13 protein-coding genes are annotated in these 17,144 nt (G+C 67.9%); 11 read left to right on the top strand and 2 right to left on the bottom strand.

Translation table 11 applies throughout. From position 1 onward, the window contains the following. Positions 1-33: 33 nt before the first annotated feature. Both AC5YGJ_RS03035 and AC5YGJ_RS03030 read right to left on the bottom strand, forming a co-directional pair. Positions 34-5,607, bottom strand: a complete 5,574-nt coding sequence (locus AC5YGJ_RS03035) for an ESPR-type extended signal peptide-containing protein (protein ID WP_496185667.1) — start codon at positions 5,605-5,607, stop codon at positions 34-36. Positions 5,608-5,842: 235 nt separating this feature from the next. Continuing rightward, positions 5,843-6,823, bottom strand: a complete 981-nt coding sequence (locus AC5YGJ_RS03030) for a helix-turn-helix domain-containing protein (RefSeq protein WP_107230805.1) — start codon at positions 6,821-6,823, stop codon at positions 5,843-5,845. Positions 6,824-7,513: 690 nt separating this feature from the next. On the opposite strand from AC5YGJ_RS03030, the gene AC5YGJ_RS03025 reads away from it, so the two are divergent. The 11 genes from AC5YGJ_RS03025 to AC5YGJ_RS02975 all read left to right on the top strand — a co-directional run bounded on the left by AC5YGJ_RS03025 (position 7,514) and on the right by AC5YGJ_RS02975 (position 17,143). Next, the gene (locus AC5YGJ_RS03025; RefSeq protein ID WP_107230806.1) at positions 7,514-7,705 is read left to right on the top strand and encodes a Flp family type IVb pilin; all 192 of its coding nucleotides are present in this window, start codon (positions 7,514-7,516) and stop codon (positions 7,703-7,705) included. A gap of 89 nt (positions 7,706-7,794) precedes the next feature. After that, the gene (locus AC5YGJ_RS03020) at positions 7,795-8,340 is read left to right on the top strand and encodes an A24 family peptidase (protein ID WP_496185666.1); all 546 of its coding nucleotides are present in this window, start codon (positions 7,795-7,797) and stop codon (positions 8,338-8,340) included. Continuing rightward, positions 8,337-8,813 (top strand): TadE/TadG family type IV pilus assembly protein, encoded by a 477-nt coding sequence (locus AC5YGJ_RS03015; RefSeq protein WP_107230808.1) that lies wholly within the window; start codon positions 8,337-8,339, stop codon positions 8,811-8,813. The genes AC5YGJ_RS03020 and AC5YGJ_RS03015 overlap by 4 nt, the downstream gene beginning before the upstream one ends. Before the next feature lie 23 nt (positions 8,814-8,836). After that, positions 8,837-9,877, top strand: coding sequence for a Flp pilus assembly protein CpaB (gene cpaB / locus AC5YGJ_RS03010; RefSeq protein WP_496185665.1), 1,041 nt, complete (start codon positions 8,837-8,839; stop codon positions 9,875-9,877). Between the two features lie 18 nt (positions 9,878-9,895). Further along, the gene (locus AC5YGJ_RS03005; RefSeq protein ID WP_496185664.1) at positions 9,896-11,254 is read left to right on the top strand and encodes a type II and III secretion system protein family protein; all 1,359 of its coding nucleotides are present in this window, start codon (positions 9,896-9,898) and stop codon (positions 11,252-11,254) included. A gap of 27 nt (positions 11,255-11,281) precedes the next feature. After that, positions 11,282-12,538, top strand: coding sequence for a CpaE/TadZ family protein (locus AC5YGJ_RS03000; protein ID WP_496185663.1), 1,257 nt, complete (start codon positions 11,282-11,284; stop codon positions 12,536-12,538). Beyond that, positions 12,523-13,872 carry a TadA family conjugal transfer-associated ATPase gene (locus AC5YGJ_RS02995; RefSeq protein WP_249843766.1) on the top strand — a complete coding sequence of 450 codons (1,350 nt, stop codon included), beginning with the start codon at positions 12,523-12,525 and terminating at the stop codon, positions 13,870-13,872. Before AC5YGJ_RS03000 ends, AC5YGJ_RS02995 begins: the two co-directional genes overlap by 16 nt. Before the next feature lie 2 nt (positions 13,873-13,874). Beyond that, complete coding sequence (locus AC5YGJ_RS02990) at positions 13,875-14,831, top strand: type II secretion system F family protein (RefSeq protein WP_409460130.1); 957 nt, start codon at positions 13,875-13,877, stop codon at positions 14,829-14,831. Between the two features lie 28 nt (positions 14,832-14,859). Then, positions 14,860-15,795: a type II secretion system F family protein gene (locus AC5YGJ_RS02985; RefSeq protein ID WP_496185662.1), complete on the top strand. Its 936-nt coding sequence runs from the start codon at positions 14,860-14,862 to the stop codon at positions 15,793-15,795. Further along, entirely contained in the window at positions 15,795-16,688 is an 894-nt protein-coding gene (locus tag AC5YGJ_RS02980) for a tetratricopeptide repeat protein (protein ID WP_496185661.1), read from the top strand. The genes AC5YGJ_RS02985 and AC5YGJ_RS02980 overlap by 1 nt, the downstream gene beginning before the upstream one ends. After that, positions 16,685-17,143: a DUF3613 domain-containing protein gene (locus tag AC5YGJ_RS02975; protein ID WP_496185660.1), complete on the top strand. Its 459-nt coding sequence runs from the start codon at positions 16,685-16,687 to the stop codon at positions 17,141-17,143. The genes AC5YGJ_RS02980 and AC5YGJ_RS02975 overlap by 4 nt, the downstream gene beginning before the upstream one ends. The last annotated feature ends 1 nt before the right edge of the window (position 17,144 follow it).

The raw sequence follows: 17,144 nt of genomic DNA, 5'->3' as shown, positions 1-17,144 counted from the left end.
TGCCGGGCCGCCTCTGCGGCCCGGCGGCGGGGATCACCACTGGATGCCGGCACCGACGGCCACACCTGCCTCGCCGCGGCTGTTGGTCGAGCCACTGAACTTGTAGATCCAGCGCCCACCCTCGGAGACACCCGAGATACCCAGCGCGACACCGGACTCACCGTTGTAGCTGCCGGCCGCGATCGAGGCCATGCTGCGACCCGCTTCGCTGGGCTGCGGCAGCGCTGCAGTGGCCATCGCCGAGGCGATACCGGCCGAGGCACGGTTGTCGGTCTTGCGCAGGTCGCGCTCGAAGCCGCCCATGCGCTCGTCGGTGTAAGCCTTCGACCAGTCCAGGGTCTGCGCCATGCCCGACTTCAGCTGGTCCACGTTGACCGCGTCGGTGCCCGCGGTGCCGGCGGCGACGTTGCGCACCGTGGTCGGGCCGCTGTTGGTGCTGCCCAGGGTGACGCTGTTGTAGTTGGTAGCACCGTTGACGGTGGTGTCGTAGCGGATGGTGCCCTGCTGCGATGCCTGCAGCTGGCGCACGTTGACCGCGTCGGTCGCCTGGCTGCCATCGGCCACGTTGACCACCTGGCGCTCGGCCCCGCTGGCGCCGACCGAGACCGTGTTGGCCCGGTTGGCGACGGAGCCTGCACCCAGCGCCACCGAGTTGTCGGCCTGCGCCTGCGAGCCATTGCCCAGCGCGGTCGAGTTGGCTCCGGCTGCGGTGGAACCTGCACCACCGGCGGCCGAGTTGGCACCGCTGGCGGATGGATCGGCCAGGTTGTTGGTGTTGTTGGCGCGGAAGCTGCCGGCCACGTTGGTGATGTTCTGGATCTTCTGGTCGGTATAGGACTTGGACTGGTCGATGGCGTAGTTCACGCCATTCTTCAGCTGGCCGACGTTGGTGGCATCGTGGTCATCGGAACCATCGGCCACATGAGTGATCTTGCGCTCGCTGCCGGTGCTGCCCACCGACACTTCGCCGGCCGAGTTGCTGGCACCGGCCTGGCCATAGGCGGCGGTGTAGCCGCTCTGCGCGCCCACGCTGGCCACCGAGCCGGCACCCAGCGCGACACTGTTGCCGGCGCTGCTGCTGGCACCGTTGCCGACCGCCACGCTGTTGGCGCCGGCGGCGCTGGCCTGCGGGCCCACCGCCACCGCTTCGGCGCCGGCGGCCGTTGCCGCCGCAGCCGTCGAATTCACGGCCAGGTAGGCACTGGTGCCACCGTTGGTGATGCGCTGGTTGAGCACCCTCAGCGAGCCGTCCACCGCAGTGAAGGCAGCGGTGACATTGTTGTAGTCGCCGGTGCTGAAGGTACCGTCGGTCGCAATGGTGGAGATGCTGAACTTCGGCGCGGTCCACACATTGGTGGTGCCGTTGTAGGCCGTGTCGCCACCGAAGTAGTTGGCAATGGTGCTGTTCGTACTGAACAGCTGGTCGCCGGTGATCGCATCACTGCTGCCGGCCAGGATGCTGCCGGCGGCGACGTTGGTCACCTTCACCGCACCGGTGCCGGTGCCCTTCAGCGAAACACTGTTGATCACGTTGCCACTGCCATCGACGTCGTACTTCACCGCCAGCTTGTCGATCTCGCCGGTCTGGTCGGCGACGTTGGCCAGCGAGTTGCTCACTGCATCGAAGGCGGTGCCGACGTCGTTGTAGCTGCCCTGGCTGATGCTGCCGTTGGCGGCGATGTTGTTGAGGGTATAGGTGGGTGCGGTCAGCACGCCGCTGGCATTGACCGCCGCGCCGCCGCCGAGGTGGGTGGCCACGGCCTGGTTGGCGGCGAACAGCTGCGCACCGTTGATGGCTTCGCTGCTGGTGGCGCTGACCTGGCCCGGGCCGAGGTTGCGCAGGGTGGTGGCCGTTCCGCTCTGGCCCAGCGTGGCGCTGGCGTAGTTGACGCTGCCATCGCCATTGAGGTCATAGCGCAGCGCGCCCTGCTCCGAGGCCTGCAACTGGCCAACGTTGACCGCATCGGTGGCCGCGGTACCGGCGGCCAGGTTGGTGACCTGGCGTTCGGCACCGGCTGCACCGAGCGAGACACTGTTGGCACGGTCAGCCAGGCTGCCGGCGCCGACCGCGATGCTGTTGGCGGCGGTGGCGCGGGCATTGGTGCCGACCGCGATCGAATCGGTGCCGGTTGCCAGTGCCTCGGTACCGGTCGAATTCACCCGCAGGTACTTGGTGCCGCCGTTGCGGATGTCGGTGATCTGCGTATTGAGGTTGACCAGCGAGCCATCGACCGCAGCGAAGGCATCGGTGGTGTTTTCGTACAGCCCCTTGGCAATGGCACCGGTGGTGGAGATCGTGCTGATCTCGAACAGCGGCGCGGTGAAGGCACCACTGGCCGGATCGAACGCAGCGCGGCCGCCGAAGAAGCTGGCGATGGCCGTGTTGGTCGCCGCAAGCTGCCCTCCGTTGACGGCTTCCAGACTGCCCGCGGTTACCGCACCCGCAGCGAGGTTGCCGATGGTGGTGGTGCCGGTACCAGCGCCGAGCGTGACGCGGCGATAGTTCGGATTACCCGCGCCATCCAGGTCGTAGGTCACCGCTGCAGCCGCCACATCGTTGATGAGGCTGATCGCGCCCTTCAGCTGGACCACATTGACTGCATCGGTATTGGCGCTACCGGCAGCAACATTGGTGATCTGGCGTTCGCCGCCACCGGCCGTACCCACCGACACTTCACCGGCGGAGACCTGGGGAGCAGTCAGGCCGTAGGCGGTGTAGCTGGCCTGTGCGCCGCGCAGTGCCGCCGAACGGTAGCCCAGGGCAACCGAATTGGCCTGGTTGGAGGTGGACTCAGCACCCAGCAGGGTCTGGCCGTTGGCGGTGCCGACGGCACTGTCGCCGACGATCACCGAATGGCCCATGCGCGCAGCATAGTCGGCCGTGGGCACACCGGTCGGGTTGCTCGGATCATTCACGCCATCGCCGGGGAAGGCCACGTTGGCATCGACCTTGGGCAGCTCGTGGCGTGCGTTGGCGCCGATCACCACTTCCTTCGAGCCGTTGGCGAAGGCGCCATCGCCCATCAGCACCTGGTAGTCCTGCGCGGCGTTGACCGCCCAGCAGGAGATGTCGGCCAGGGCGATATCCAGGCACTTGGCGGCCCAGGCCGGCGAATCCTTAGGCAGCAGCAGGCCCAGCAGGCCACCCGGATTGCCGTTGTTGATGTTGTAGATGTAGCTGTCGGAGGTGACACCACCGATCAGCGTCAGGTGCGAGCTGCCACCGGTGACGGCGCCGCCCAACCCATTGAGCGTACTGCCGACCGGCGACAGGTTGACCACGGGCAGGCCCAGCACGTTGACCGTCGAGTAGGTCTGCATCACGTTGGCATTGCTGAGCTTGAGGTTGCCGTTGCTCAGATAGCCGTTGCCGCCGAACAGGCTGGTCGTGGTCGGCCCGATCAGCTGGCCGACATTGCCGACCAGGCCACCGGTGCCGATGATCAGGCCCGCGTTCGGGTCGGCCGCAGCCGGGGCTTTCGGGCTGGTGGGCGGGATCGCGGAGGGCTTGGTCAGGCCAAGGCCGCTCAGCGTGCCACCGACCAGGCCACCCACGGCACTACCGAGATTGCCGACGGTGCCGGTGAGATTGCCGTTAAGCAGATTGCCCACGGCGCCGCCGACATTGCCGAGGGTGTTGCCAAGCAGACCGCCCAGGCCGCCGGCCGTCGTGCCGTTGAGCACGCTACCGATGGTCGTGCCGACCGTGCCGACCGCGTTGTTCAAGGTCCCGCCAACGGCCCCACCCACCGCACCGACCGTGTTGTTGAGCGTGCCACCCACCGCACCGCCCACGGTGCCGACGGTACCGTTCAGTGCGCCGCCCACTGTGCCGCCGACTGCGCCGACCGTGTTGTTGAGCGCGCCACCCACGGTGCCGACGGTGCCATTCAGTGCACCGCCCACTGCGCCGCCGACAGCACCGACGGTGCTGCCAACAGCGCCTACTGTGTTGTGGAGCGTGCCGCCCAGGCCGCCACCCACGGTGCCGACGGTGCCATTCAGTGCGCCACCCACAGCGCCACCCACAGCACCGACAGTGCTGCCAACAGCGCCTACTGTGTTGTGGAGCGTGCCGCCCAGGCCGCCACCCACGGTGCCGACGGTGCCATTCAGTGCACCGCCCACTGCGCCGCCCACAGCACCGACGGTGCTGCCAACAGCGCCGACCGTGTTGTTGAGCGTGCCGCCCACGGCACCGACAGTGCTGCCAACAGCGCCGACCGTGTTGTTGAGCGCACCGCCCACGGCACCACCCACGGTGCCGACGGTGCCGTTCAAGGCGCCACCCACTGCGCCGCCCACAGCACCGACGGTGCTGCCAACAGCGCCGACCGTGTTGTTGAGCGCACCGCCCACGGCACCACCCACGGTGCCGACGGTGCCGTTCAAGGCGCCACCCACTGCGCCGCCCACAGCACCGACAGTGCTGCCAACAGCGCCTACTGTGTTGTGGAGCGTGCCGCCCAGGCCGCCACCCACGGTACCAACGGTGCCGTTCAAGGCACCGCCCACTGCGCCGCCCACAGCACCGACAGTGCTGCCAACAGCGCCTACTGTGTTGTGGAGCGTGCCGCCCAGGCCGCCACCCACGGTACCAACGGTGCCGTTCAAGGCACCCCCCACTGCGCCGACTGCATGGCCGACGGCCGCTACGCCGCCGTTGACCAACCCACCCACGCCCAGCGCGCTGTTCTGCGCGGCAACGGTGGCCTGTCCGGCCAGCTTGAGATTGCGATCAGCCACCACTTCCTGGCCGTCCGGCGCCTGCACGCGCACCTTGCCGGCAACGCCGGTGTCGAAGGCGGCACGGATCGCGCGATCATGCGTTTCACCCGGCAGTTCTTCCTTGGCCGGCAGCTCAGCGGCCACCACCGCCTTGGCCTGGCCCTGTCCGCTGATCGTGTGCCCGGCCAACGCCAGGCGCGCATCGGCGTCGCCGCCGACCGCCGCCTTCACGCCGGATAGCGAACCGTCAGCAGGCCGGCCGACGTCGGCCCGGACCTGGGCTCCGGTGTCGAGCGTGGCGATGGGATTGCCGGCAATTTTTGCTTTGGCGCCAGCACGTGCGGCCACGCCCGCCTTCGCGCTCAGCGAGGCGTCGATGCCAGCCGAAGCAGCCACCGCACGCCCCACGCCAACAGTGGCCCGCACGTCGGCGGCCAGGCCCGGTACCGGCACCTGGCGCGGTGCCGGGTTCGCCGACAGCTTCACTTCCACACTGGCCGGCAGGACGTCGCGCACCACCGGCAACGAAGCGGTGTTCAGCTGCAGGCCGACACGCGCATCGGCGCTGATCGCCGGGCTGCTCTGCGCCTGCCGGGCTGCCGCGGCCAAGGCCACCTCCGCGTCGATCTTGACCGGCATCGGCTGTGCGTACTTGGCGGCCAGCGCCTGTAGATCGCGCAACGATTGATTGGTTTCCGATGCGCCTGCGTGCCCACTGGCCAGCGCGCACAGCAGTGCCAGCGCCAGGGTGGTGGGCATCAGCAGGAAGGCGCGCGGATCACGCGCGGCGCTGCCGCCGCTATCGCCGGTGGCCAGTTCCGAGGCCACAACCAGAGCATTGAGCTGGCGGTTCCATACACGCCGGTAGATGCGGTTCATGAGCATTTCCCCCGTAGACGAACAGCTGGAATGACAGTGGACTTGCCGTTAGGCAGGTGACTGACATTTCAGCGGTTGTCACGGCGGGCGCGCACTTCAATCCGGCACGGCAATCGCGCATTCCGGCAAATCCACGGCCGGAATCGGCAGCCGGTTATGCAGAAGCGGCAACGCTATCGGCAAGCACATGGGCATTTCCGGCAGAAACCCGCCGGGAACCCTTGATACACCTGGCTCAGGCAGGCTGGCCGATCTGCGCGGGCGCGCGCATCAGGGTATCGCGTGGCAGCTCGCCGAATACCTTCCGATAATTGTCGGCGAAGCGTGAGAGATCCCACAGGCCGCAGCTGAGTGCGATGGCCTTGACCGAACGGCGGCTGGAATCGGCCATCGACAGGCTGCGGCAGGCCGCGCACAGCCGCAGCATCGACAGGTAGCGGTTGGGCGAGGTTCCGAACAGATCTTCAAATGCATAGCGCAGGCCGCGCTCGCTGACGCCAGCGGCATCGCAGATCTCGTTCATGTAGATATTGCGGCGCAGATTCAGCCGCATGAAGTTCTCCGCCCGCTGCGCAATCAGATAATGCGTGCGTCGGGCACGGCTGCAACCCGGGCGATCAGCACTGCCGGCCGCCAGCAGTGCCTGCACGTGCTCATGCAGCAGGCGCTCGGTTTCCTCGGGCTGCAGGCCGGCGCCCTGCCCCAGCTCCAGGTGCAGCTGCTGGTAATGGCGTGCCAGCGGTGCCGTTTCGCTGGGCAGATTGAACAGGGAAAGTGCCTGCCCGGCCGGCGGCGTGTTGCGTAGGCTCAGCTCGGTCAGTTTGCGCTGCACGCGCGCCACCGGCACCAGCATCAGGGTCATGTGCGTGCCCGGGCTCAGGGTGAACTCGCTGATGCCCTCCGGCATCACGGTCAGCGCCATGCCGGTGGTCAGCGGCACGCCGTGGCACCAGCTCAGCGTCTCGTCGGTAGCGTGCAGGTAGCCCAGCATTGCCCAGTCCGGCGGCAGCATGAAGCGGCCGCGGCAATGGAACCCGCAGCTGATGCTGCAGAACAGGGCTTCCTCGTGTACGCGCGAAACGAATGCCGCCCGCGGCCCGTTGCCATCGAGCAGCAGGAGCTCGACATCACATACGCGAAGCACGCCGCTCAACGTCGCCAGGTCTATCGACCGCAGGTCGCCGTCGCCGCTGTCTCCCACCCCACCATCGACCATGACAGTGTTGTCCCCCGTTGATCCGCATTGCGTTGCGGCCCCCACTGCCTGACAGGGCGCGCAGCGTTCCTGGAACCGCCACTGCTGCCGGGCTGGCTGCCGCCGATGCGGCAAACACCATCCGGGTAACTACTGCACCTTGAATACGAGTATGCCCGATAATCCACGCTGGTAAACCCATGGGCCGCATTGAACAAAATCGATACACAGGTGAAGAAAATGTCTTCGCCAGTGGCATGGTTTTCGCATGCGAAAACCACGCGGCCCATTATCTACACATCGATGAATCGTTTTGCCAGGAAACGGATTTGCGTCACATAAATAGTATGAAGACTTAAGAGCCGGGCATTTTCTGCCGAATTTGCATATAGGTTCCGGTTGCAGCGGACTGCCATTCAGGCAAAGTCGATATCACGGTGATCGGGCCGCGCGGAAGCGGCCACACCCAGGGGGACAGCATGACCATGCACCGATCGCACGACCTTCCAACCCGCGGCCCGGCGCCGCGCGGCAGGGTGCGCGCGAAGGGTGTCCCATCTGGAGCCGATCACCCTGCTTGAGCACAGCGGGCCATTGCCCGCAGTGCCTCCTCCGCCAGGATGTGCGGAGGTCCACGGACGATCCCGGCGGAGCCGGGCCACCGCCCAACGCAGGTGTCCTGTCGAAGACAGGTAGAGGGAGACAACCGTCATGAACGCTTCCATCCGCAGGTTCCTGAAAGAAGAAGACGGCGTGACCGCACTCGAATACGGGCTGCTGGCCGCGGTGATCGCCGGCGTCCTGATCGCAGTCGGCAACGACAAGATCAAGGGCTTCTTTGAAACCCTGTTCGACAACCTGTCCGCGCTCGCCACCAAGGCCTCCGGCTCCGCACCCAAGTAGTGCGTCGGCGCACAGGTCGCGGGCCTTGGCCCGCACGCGAAGACTTGGGCCTTGGACAGACCGTCCAGTGACGGACGATGGGGTGTGCGATGACACTGCTGGGATTGTTGGCCATCGGCGTAAGCCTGCGGATCGCCATCAGCGATCTGTATGCCCGTCGGGTGCCCAACGCCTGGCTGCTGACGGCATGCGCGATCTCCATTGCACTGATCATCGCCGGCCAGTTCAGCGCACCGCGCCTGCCGTGGGGACCCCACGTCGCCGGCGCGGTGCTCGGCCTTGTCGCCCTGCTGCCGTTCTACGCCATGCGCTGGATGGGCGCAGGTGACGTCAAGTTCTTCTCGGTGCTGGGGCTGATGCTGGGCTGGCAGGCATTGCTGCCGGTCTGGATCGCCGCAAGTCTGGCCGCGGGCCTGCATGCGGTGCTCATTCTGGTGTCGCGGCAGCTCGGCGCCGTCCTGCCACTGGGCCTGCAGGGCCAGGTCGACCGCGCCAGCGCGCAGTGGCAGTCGCACCCGGCGCTGCGCGACATGCTGGCCGCCCGCCAGGGACGGCGCGGCATTCCCTATGCCGCGTATCTGGCACTGTCGGCCATCGGCTGGGTCCTGATACGCACCTACGGAGACGTGTCATGAGCAGGCGCAGTCCTCGTCGGCAACGTGGCGTGGTCAGCATCGAATTCGCACTGATGCTGATGCTCGGCCTGCTTCCGTTGCTGCTGTTCACCTTTTCCGGCGTGATGATCATGGCCGCGCAGCAGACCCTGGCCACCGCCTCGGCGGAAGGGGCCCGAGCGTCGTTGCGCTACGGCACTGCGGGCGAGCGCCGCACCGCAGCCTGCGTGGCGGCGCGCACCTCGATGCAATGGCTGTTGCAGTTTTCCAGGCAGGCCGTTGACTGCAGCAACGGCGGCAGCAACGCCATCGTGGTTTCGGCGCAGGCCCCCTGCGAAGGCCTCGCCACGGCGCAGTGCATGACAGTGACCGTCAGCTACGACTATGCCGCATCCCCTTTTCTGCCCGGCACCGCCACGCTCTACAAGTGGGTGATGCGGGCGCCCATCCGTAGCGTTGCGGTCGCCCAGCTCGACCTCGGCAGCGGCAACTGACGATCGGTACAGGAGACGCATCCATGCTCAAATTGACCCGCATCGCTGCCATCGGCCTGATCGGTCTGGCTGTGCTGCTGGCGCTGATCGCCTTCATGATCGGGCGCAAGCCGGATGCGCCTGCCACGGTCACGCCGACCGCGCACGGCCCGGCCGAGACGATCACCGTGGTGGAGGCCGTGGCCCGCCTGCCCGCCGGTGAACCAATCACCGCCAACGGACTGCGCCTGGCGCAACGCACCACGCCGGTGGCCGGTGCGGCCACCTCCCTGGCCGCCGTGGTCGGCAAGGTTCCCGTGCAGGACATCGCCGAAGGCACCGCCATCAGCGGCAGCGCACTGGCGCAGGGCTTCTCGCTGCAGCTGCGGCCCGGCGAGCGCGCACTTGCGGTGCCGGTGGACGAGCTGGTTGGCGCGGGAAACCGCATCCTGCCGGGCGATTTCGTCGATGTCTTCCTGAACCTGCGCAATGCCCAGCCCAACGTCAGCAGCCCCGGCGAGGCCGCGCAGACCCGTCTGCTGCTGTCGCGCCTGCGCGTGCTGAGTTACGGCCAGCAGGACATCGCACCGGTCGCCGCCGAGGTCGCCGACAGCAACGGTACCGACACCCGCAACGACCCGCGCGCGGCCGATATCACCAGCGGCAGCACCAGCAGCCACGGTAATGCCAGCGAAGCCACCCAACCGGCACGCAGCGCGGTGCTGGCGGTGCCGGTGGCCGATGCCAACCGGCTGCTGCTGGGCGCCCAGCAGGGCAAGCTGTTCCTGGCGCTGCGCAATCCCGCCGATACCGGCTTGCCTGATCTCGCCCTGTTTCCGCAGTCGCGCGGCGTGATCGATCCAATGCGCGGGCTGGATGCGGAGCAGCAGCTGGCGCTGCAACGCCCGGAAAACCACGCGTTTGCGGGCCTGGACAGCGATGCGCTGGCCGGTCGCGGCGCTGCGCCGGCGCGCACCGCCAACGATGGCCCCGCCCGCGCACCGGCCCCACGTCGCAGCGCCCCGCGCGCGTCGGGCATCGAAATCATCCGCGGCGACAGCTCTACGCCCCGCGGCTCCCTCTGACCTGCATCGAGCGCCTCCATGACCGAACGTCGCCGCAGTCCACGCCCCTCCACCCGCCAGCGCTGGCTGGCCCTGCTGCTGGTGCTGCTGGCACCGGCAACGAGCGTGGCCGCCGACGATCTGGTGCTGCAGGCGCGCGAGCAGCGCCCCTGGACGCTGCCGACGGATCTGGAGCGGGTTGCCATTGCCGACCCCGGCGTGGCCGACCTGGTGATGCTGCGCGGCCAGCGCCAGGCACTGCTGGTGGGCAAGATGCCCGGCACCACCACCCTGCTGCTGTGGCACCGCAAGCAGGCCGAACCGCAGCGCGTGCAGGTGCGCGTGCAGAGTGCGGTACAGGGTGCGGCCGGCAGCGGCGGCAACGATCTGCTGTTCACCCAGCAGGACCAGCAGGGCCTGTTGCAGGGAAGCACCGACAGCATGCTTTCACACATGCAGGAACAGCGGACCGCGGCGATGGCGCTGGGCAAGGATGGCGCGCTGGTGGATGCCTCCACCATCAGCAGCGGCGGGGTCGTGCAGGTTGAAGTGAAGGTGGTGGAATTCAACAAGACCGCCATGAAACAGATCGGCATCAACTTCCAGAACCGCAATGGCGGCTTCGCCTACGGCTTCGCGCGCCCCGGCTCCACGCTGCCGGGCAATACCGGCCTGCTGCCCGGCATGACCGAGGGCGAAAGCAGCAACGAAGCCAGCTCGCCGATCTCCTCCGCCTTCCGTCTGGTGTTCGGCTCCACCAAGGGCCTGTGGAACGCCGATGTCGAACTGCTGCAGAGCAATGGCATGGCGCGCGTCCTGGCCGAGCCGACACTGGTTGCGCTGTCCGGGCAGAGCGCCAGCTTCCTGGCCGGTGGCGAGCTGCCGATCCTGGAGCCGCAGGGCCTGGGCACCACCACCATCACCTACAAGCCGTTCGGCATCGGCCTGACCGTCACGCCCACGGTGCTGGCGCCGAACCGCATCGCGCTGAAGGTGGCACCGGAAGCGAGCGACCTGGACTACAGCAACGCCATCGTGCTCAACAACGTGCAGATTCCTTCGATCACCACCCGTCGCGCCGACACCACCGTCGAGCTCGGTGATGGCGAGAGCTTCGTGATCGGTGGGCTGGTCAGCTCCAACATCGTCTCCAACGTCAACAAGATTCCGTTGCTGGGCGATCTGCCGATCATCGGCTCGTTCTTCCGCAATTTCGACTACAAGCGCCAGGACAAGGAACTGGTGATCATCGTCACCCCGCGTCTGGTGCAGCCGCTGGCACGCAACACCGAACTGCCGCTGCCCGGCGAGCGCGAAGCCAAGCCGAACCTGCCCGAGTGGGGCGCCTGGCTGCTGGGCCCGGTGAGCCGGGACCCGGTGCCGGGCTTCTCGCGCTGATTCCCCAATGCCTGCGACCCCACGCCCATGCCCTACGCCACCGCCCAGACGCTGCATCCGCAAGGCCCGCCGATGAATCTGGTCCTGTACGGGATGGATCGCGAGTTGCTGCCCCGGCTGGCGGCCAAGCTGCCGCCGACCACTACCCTGCATTGGCAGGACAGCGGCGCACCGACCTCCGCACAGGACCTGCAGCGCGGTCCGCAAAGCCTGGTACTGCTGGACTTCAGGCCCGAACATGCGGCCGCGTCCAGCGTGCTGGCGCAGCAGTTGCAGCAGACGCAGCCGGAGCTGACCCTGGTGGCGGTCGGGGCCACCGGTGCCGGCCAGGTCGAAGGCGTGGTCATCGCCCTGCGCGCCGGCCTGCGCGATGTGCTGGATCTGGACAGTGACAATGCCGGCATCGAGGCGGCGCTGCGCCGTGCCCTTTCGCCGCGCCCGGCGGCGGTGGCACAGCACGCGCACAAGGCACGCCTGATCGTGCTGCTGGGCGTGCGCGCCGGAATCGGCACCAGCACCCTGGCCGCGCATCTTTCTGTGCTGGCACAGCAGACCCGTGCGTTGGCCCAGGGCGACGGCGCGCAGCAGGATGGCCTGCTGGTGGAACTGGCACAGCCCTCCGGCGACCTGGCCCTGTATCTCAACCTGGACAGCCGCTTCCACTATGAAGATGCGCTGCGCAATGCCAGCCGCATCGACGCCACCCTGGCGCGCACGGCGATGGCGCGCCACGACTCGGGGCTGGTGCTGCTCGACCGCGCCTGCGGCAGCGATGCGTTGCCGCCGTCCGACCCCGGCGCGCTGCTGCAGCGCCTGCGCGCGGTGTTTTCCAGCGTCCTGTGCGACGCCGGCGGCAGCCCGCTGCGGCAGCTGCCGCCGCTGCTGCTGGACCAGGCCGATGAAATCTGGCTCATCACCGACGCATCGATCGCCACCCTGGTTTCGCTAGACCAGGCGCTGAAGCATCTGGCCGGTCAACGTGAGCGTGAGAAGCGCCTGCAGCTGGTGATCAACCGCCATGACGACAGCAGCGGCATGAGCCCGGAACAGATCGCACGACGCTTCGAGGTTCCGTTGCTGGCCACCCTGCCCGAACGTCCGCGTGTACGCCTGGCCGCCAGCCAGGGCCATCTGCTGCTGCAGGATGCACCGCGCGACCCTTATCTGCGTGCCCTCGCCCCGCTGGTCTCGCGCCTGGATCCGGCAGCCTGCCCGGTCCAGGCACAGGGTCTGCGGGAAAGACTCTCCCTTGCTCTGGGTGGATCGCAATGGAAGACAAGGTAACTCCGTTCCCGCACGCCGTGGCCCGCCCGATGCAGCCTGACAGTGCGCCGGGCCACCTGCCGTTCGCGCAGACCGAGCAGTACCAGAAGGTGCTGTCGGCCGCGCACGAGCACCTGCTCAACAGCATCGAAGATGAGCGCATCGACATCGACTCGTGGGCCCCGGACACCATCGCCCGTTGGGTGCAGGTGCAGACCGTGGGCTTCATCCAGGAATGGCGCATCCCGATCAACGAAGAGGAGATGCAGGTGGTTGCCGAGGGCCTGGTCAAGGAATTGACCGGTTTCGGGCCGCTGGACGATCTTCTGCACGATCCGTCGATCGAAGACATCCTGATCAACGGCTTCAAGGATGTGCACGTTTCCCAGGGCGGCCAGCTCAAGCGTGCCACCCAGCGCTTCACCGATGACACGCATCTGCTGCGCATCCTGCGCCGCATTCTTGCCCCGCTCGGCCGTCGCCTGGACGATTCCAACCCGATGGTCGACGCGCGCCTGCCCAACGGCGGACGACTCAACGCGATCATCTCGCCATTGGCCGTGGATGGGCCGATGGTGTCCATCCGCAAGTTCCGCAAGGACCCGTTCACGCCTGACGAACTGCTCGCCAAGGGCACCTTCGATGCCCCGATGCAGGCGCTGCTGAAGGCCATGGTCCTGGGCCGTTGCAACATCCTGGTGTCAGGCGGCACCAGCTCGGGCAAGACCTCGCTGCTCAACGCACTGGCCAGCTATGTGCCGGCCAACGAGCGGGTGATCACCGTGGAAGACACCGCCGAGCTGTCGCTCAATCATCCACACGTGGTGCGCCTGGAAAGCCGCATCGGCGGTGCCGAAGGCCAGGGTGCGGTGAGCATCCGCGATCTGGTGCGCAACAGCCTGCGCATGCGCCCCGATCGCATCGTGGTGGGCGAGGTGCGCGGGGCCGAGGTGCTGGAGATGCTGCAGGCGATGAACACCGGCCACGATGGCTCGATGGCCACCATCCATGCCAATTCGCCACGCGACTGCCTCTACCGCATCGAGATGCTGGCCGGGTTCGCCGGCTTCCAGGGCAGCGAGGACAGCCTGCGCCGCCAGATTGCCAGTGCCATCGACTTCATCGTGCAGATCTCGCGCCTGGGCAGCGGCCGCCGCGTGCTGGTGTCGATCACCGAAATCACCGGCGTCAGTGACAATCTGATCACCACCCAGGAGATGTTCCGTCACGAAGTCCAGATCGACGGCACTGGCCGCGAAACCGATCGCTGGATCGGCCTTGGCTTCCATCCACATTCGCACAAGTTGGAGCCGTTCCGGCAGCAGCTGCGCGAATCGCTGTACGGAGACTTCTGAGCATGGGTGCCGGCCTGCTGCTGGGTGTGCTGAGCATCATCTCGGTGCTGCTGGCGCTGGCGGCATGGCTGTGGGGTACGGCCAGCAGCCGCGAGCAGCGCCAAGCCTCGTTGCAGCACACCGAGCAGCAGTTGGCGCGCGGCAGCGGCGCCGGCACGGTGCCAGCTGGTGCGTCCATCGGCGCCGCCAACGATCCGGCCCGTCCGGCGTCCAGCAGCCGCCGTGGGCTGCCCTGGGATGGGCTGCTGCAACGGGCGGGGCTGGCCCCGGGCTGGAAACTGCCGTTGCTGCTGGTGGTGCCCGGGCTGGTGCTGTCGGTGGTCGCGGCGATGCGGCTGGGAACCGCGTGGATGTTCCCATTGACCCTGCTGCTGTATCTGCTTGGCTGCTGGCTGTGGGTGATGCGGCGGATCACCAAGCTGCGCGCGCAGCTGCTGCACCAGATGCCCGACTTCCTCGACAACCTGGTACGCCTCACTGCGCTGGGCAACAGCCTGCAGGCCGCTTTCCAGGTCGCCTCGATGCAGACCAGTGCACCGCTGCGCGGCCTGCTCGACACCACGGTGCGCTATGCCCGCAGTGGCATGGATCTGGACCGTGCGCTGGGCCTGGCGGCGCAGCCCTACCGCATGGACGTGCTGAAGGTGCTGGCGGTGGTGATCGGCGTGAGCGTGCGCATCGGTGGCCGCGCCGACCAGATCCTGCAGCGCATGGGCGACTTCATGCGCGACCTTGAACAGGCCCAGCAGGAACTGGCGGCCACCACCTCCGAAACGCGCATGTCGGCCTGGGTGCTTGGCCTGCTGCCGCCGGCCAGCGCGGTACTGATGGCCATTTCCAGCCCCGATTTCTTCCAGCCGGTGCTGCACGATCCGCTCGGCCACAAAGTGCTGCTGATCGCCCTGGGACTGGAGCTGGTCGGCGGCTTCCTGCTGTACCGACTGGCCAAATCGCTATGACTGCCCGCTGCCGCCCGGAGGGTGCCCGATGAGTGCCAGCGTCTGGTTCATGCTCTCGCTGCTGGTGCTTGCCGCCGGCGTGGCCCTGCTCGGCATCGCCGGCTGGATCCGCAGCGACCGCGAGCAACGCACGTCTTCCACCCTGAAGACCGCACTGCAACCGCGCGACGAAACCCGCGAGGCCGAGGCCACGCGGCGCGATTCGCTGGGCTGGCTGGAACGTTTCGGCCGTGCGCTCAGTGGCGGCCGCCTGGAGGCCGCGCTGCTGGCCAACGAGGACCGCCTGCTGCTGGACCTGGCCGGCTGGAACACCCGCCGCGGCACGGCCATCTACCTGGGCCTGCGCCTGCTGCTGGCGCTGCTGGTATTGGCACTGGCGCTGGCGTTCAGCGATGCGCAGGGCCTGGGCAAGGTCATGGTGGTGATCGGCGCACTTGCCGCCGGCCTGCTGCTGCCCAAGCTCGTGCTGTCTTCCTGGGTCAAGCGGCGCCGGCGCGCGGTCGACAACGAACTGCCGCTGCTGATCGATCTGCTGCGCCTGCTGCAGGGTGTGGGATTCAGCATGGACCAGAGCCTGCAGACGCTGGGCGACAAGCTGCGCGATGCACTGCCGGTGCTGGGCGGTGAACTGCAGGACGCCAATGTGGCCTACACCCACGGGCGCACCCGCGCGCAGTCGCTGCGGCGGCTGAGCGAAGTCTACGGTGATGACGACCTGGCCAGCCTGATGCAGCTGATCCTGCAGGTGCACGCGCACGGCGGCGCGGTGCAGGAGCCACTGCGGCAGTTCAGCATCCGCCTGCGCGAGCAGCGCCGGAACACCTTGAAGGAGAAGGTCGGCAAGCTGTCGGTGAAGATGACCGTGGTGATGATGCTGACCCTGTTGCCAGCCCTGATGCTGGTGCTCGCCGGTCCGGCGCTGGTTGCGCTGGCCACCACCATGTCCAAGATGGGATCTGCCTGATGCCTGCCCTGCGCACCACCTGCCTGCTTGCCTTCAGCCTGGCCACCTTGGCCAGCGGCTGCGCCTCGACCACGCCCAAGTACCTGCGTACGCCCACCCTGGCCGCTCCCGAACCCGCCCCGCAGGACAGCCGCAACGCCTACCTGGAGCTGATCGGGCGCATGCAGCTGCAGGGCGCCTGGTATGCCTCGCTGGCCCACGTCGATGCGTTCCGCCAACGCTATGGAGACCCCCCGGCGCTGCGCCTGCTGCAGGCCGACGCACTGCGCGAGACCGGCCAGGCTGACGCTGCCATCGCTCTGTATCGCGAACTGTCCAGCGGTCCGCAGGCGGCGGCGGCCGCGCACGGGTTGGGCCTGATCGCCGCCCGTCGAGACGATGACACCGGCAGCGAACAGGCGCTCGAACGCGCCACCCTGCTGCAACCGTTGAATACCGACTATCTCGGCGATCTCGGCTACGCCCGCCTGCGTGCGGGCCGGTTCGAGCAGGCCCGCGAGCCGTTGGCCAAGGCGCTGGAACTGTCGCCCGGCAACGCCAAGGCCACCGCCAACCTGGCGCTCTGGGCAGTACTGCGCGGCGACAGCGCCACCGCCGAGCGACTGGTTGCGCAGGGCAACCTCAACGAGGACACCCGCCGCAGCATCCAGCAGCAGGCCCAGCAGATCCGCCTGCGCCTGCAACAGCGAAGCGCATCTGTGGCGGCAGAGACAACGGCCCCCGCGCGCGCCGTCGCCGTCCCCGCTGCCGTATCCGAGCGAGCCGGCAGCAGCAACCGGGTCGCCTCCGAACCGCGCCGTGAGCAGCGCGACACGCGCGATCCGCAGCGCCTGCCCCCCTCGATGCTGGAGCGATTCAGCACCGCCACCCCCACAACCGGGAATACGCCATGACCGCGACGCCTCTGATTCGACGCCTGCTGCCTGCGCTGGCGTGTGCGCTGGTCACCAGCGTCGTGCATGCCCAGCAGCCGCCGCTGACCGGGCAGATGCTGGGTGGCCCGGCTCCGGCACCGACTCCGCAGCCGATCCAGGCCGATACAGTGGCAACGGTGGATCTGACCACACCGGGCGCGCCGCCGCCGGCCATTGCGTCGGCGCCGCCGGCCGAGGCCGCAGGCAGCCCCCTGCCCACGCCTCGCCGCGAACCGCTGCGCGACGGCGACACCACGCGCAACCTGTTCCGCCTGCAGGCGTCCGGGCAGCGCGCCGGGCAGCGGCTGCCAATCCTCGGCGACCAGGCCACGCTGAGCTACGCCCGTTATCTGAAGAGCTTCGAACACGAGATTCCCGACTTCTTCGAAACCGATGTCGCCAGGTCCAAGGACGCATCCTCATCCGGACGCTGAG

It is taken from the genome of Stenotrophomonas sp. CS3K5, assembly GCF_059515225.1.
This window is presented reverse-complemented; position numbering and strand designations above follow the sequence as displayed.

What these genes read in the sequence shown, in the direction of transcription:
- AC5YGJ_RS03000 (WP_496185663.1), top strand. Translation starts at nt 11,282, where the DNA reads ATGCCCTACGCCACCGCCCAGACGCTGCATCCGCAAGGCCCGCCGATG.
- AC5YGJ_RS03025 (WP_107230806.1), top strand. Translation starts at nt 7,514, where the DNA reads ATGAACGCTTCCATCCGCAGGTTCCTGAAAGAAGAAGACGGCGTGACC.
- AC5YGJ_RS03030 (WP_107230805.1), bottom strand. Translation starts at nt 6,823, where the DNA reads ATGGTCGATGGTGGGGTGGGAGACAGCGGCGACGGCGACCTGCGGTCG.
- AC5YGJ_RS03035 (WP_496185667.1), bottom strand. Translation starts at nt 5,607, where the DNA reads ATGAACCGCATCTACCGGCGTGTATGGAACCGCCAGCTCAATGCTCTG.
- cpaB (WP_496185665.1), top strand. Translation starts at nt 8,837, where the DNA reads ATGCTCAAATTGACCCGCATCGCTGCCATCGGCCTGATCGGTCTGGCT.
- AC5YGJ_RS03015 (WP_107230808.1), top strand. Translation starts at nt 8,337, where the DNA reads ATGAGCAGGCGCAGTCCTCGTCGGCAACGTGGCGTGGTCAGCATCGAA.
- AC5YGJ_RS02990 (WP_409460130.1), top strand. Translation starts at nt 13,875, where the DNA reads ATGGGTGCCGGCCTGCTGCTGGGTGTGCTGAGCATCATCTCGGTGCTG.
- AC5YGJ_RS02975 (WP_496185660.1), top strand. Translation starts at nt 16,685, where the DNA reads ATGACCGCGACGCCTCTGATTCGACGCCTGCTGCCTGCGCTGGCGTGT.
- AC5YGJ_RS03020 (WP_496185666.1), top strand. Translation starts at nt 7,795, where the DNA reads ATGACACTGCTGGGATTGTTGGCCATCGGCGTAAGCCTGCGGATCGCC.
- AC5YGJ_RS02985 (WP_496185662.1), top strand. Translation starts at nt 14,860, where the DNA reads ATGAGTGCCAGCGTCTGGTTCATGCTCTCGCTGCTGGTGCTTGCCGCC.
- AC5YGJ_RS02995 (WP_249843766.1), top strand. Translation starts at nt 12,523, where the DNA reads ATGGAAGACAAGGTAACTCCGTTCCCGCACGCCGTGGCCCGCCCGATG.
- AC5YGJ_RS02980 (WP_496185661.1), top strand. Translation starts at nt 15,795, where the DNA reads ATGCCTGCCCTGCGCACCACCTGCCTGCTTGCCTTCAGCCTGGCCACC.
- AC5YGJ_RS03005 (WP_496185664.1), top strand. Translation starts at nt 9,896, where the DNA reads ATGACCGAACGTCGCCGCAGTCCACGCCCCTCCACCCGCCAGCGCTGG.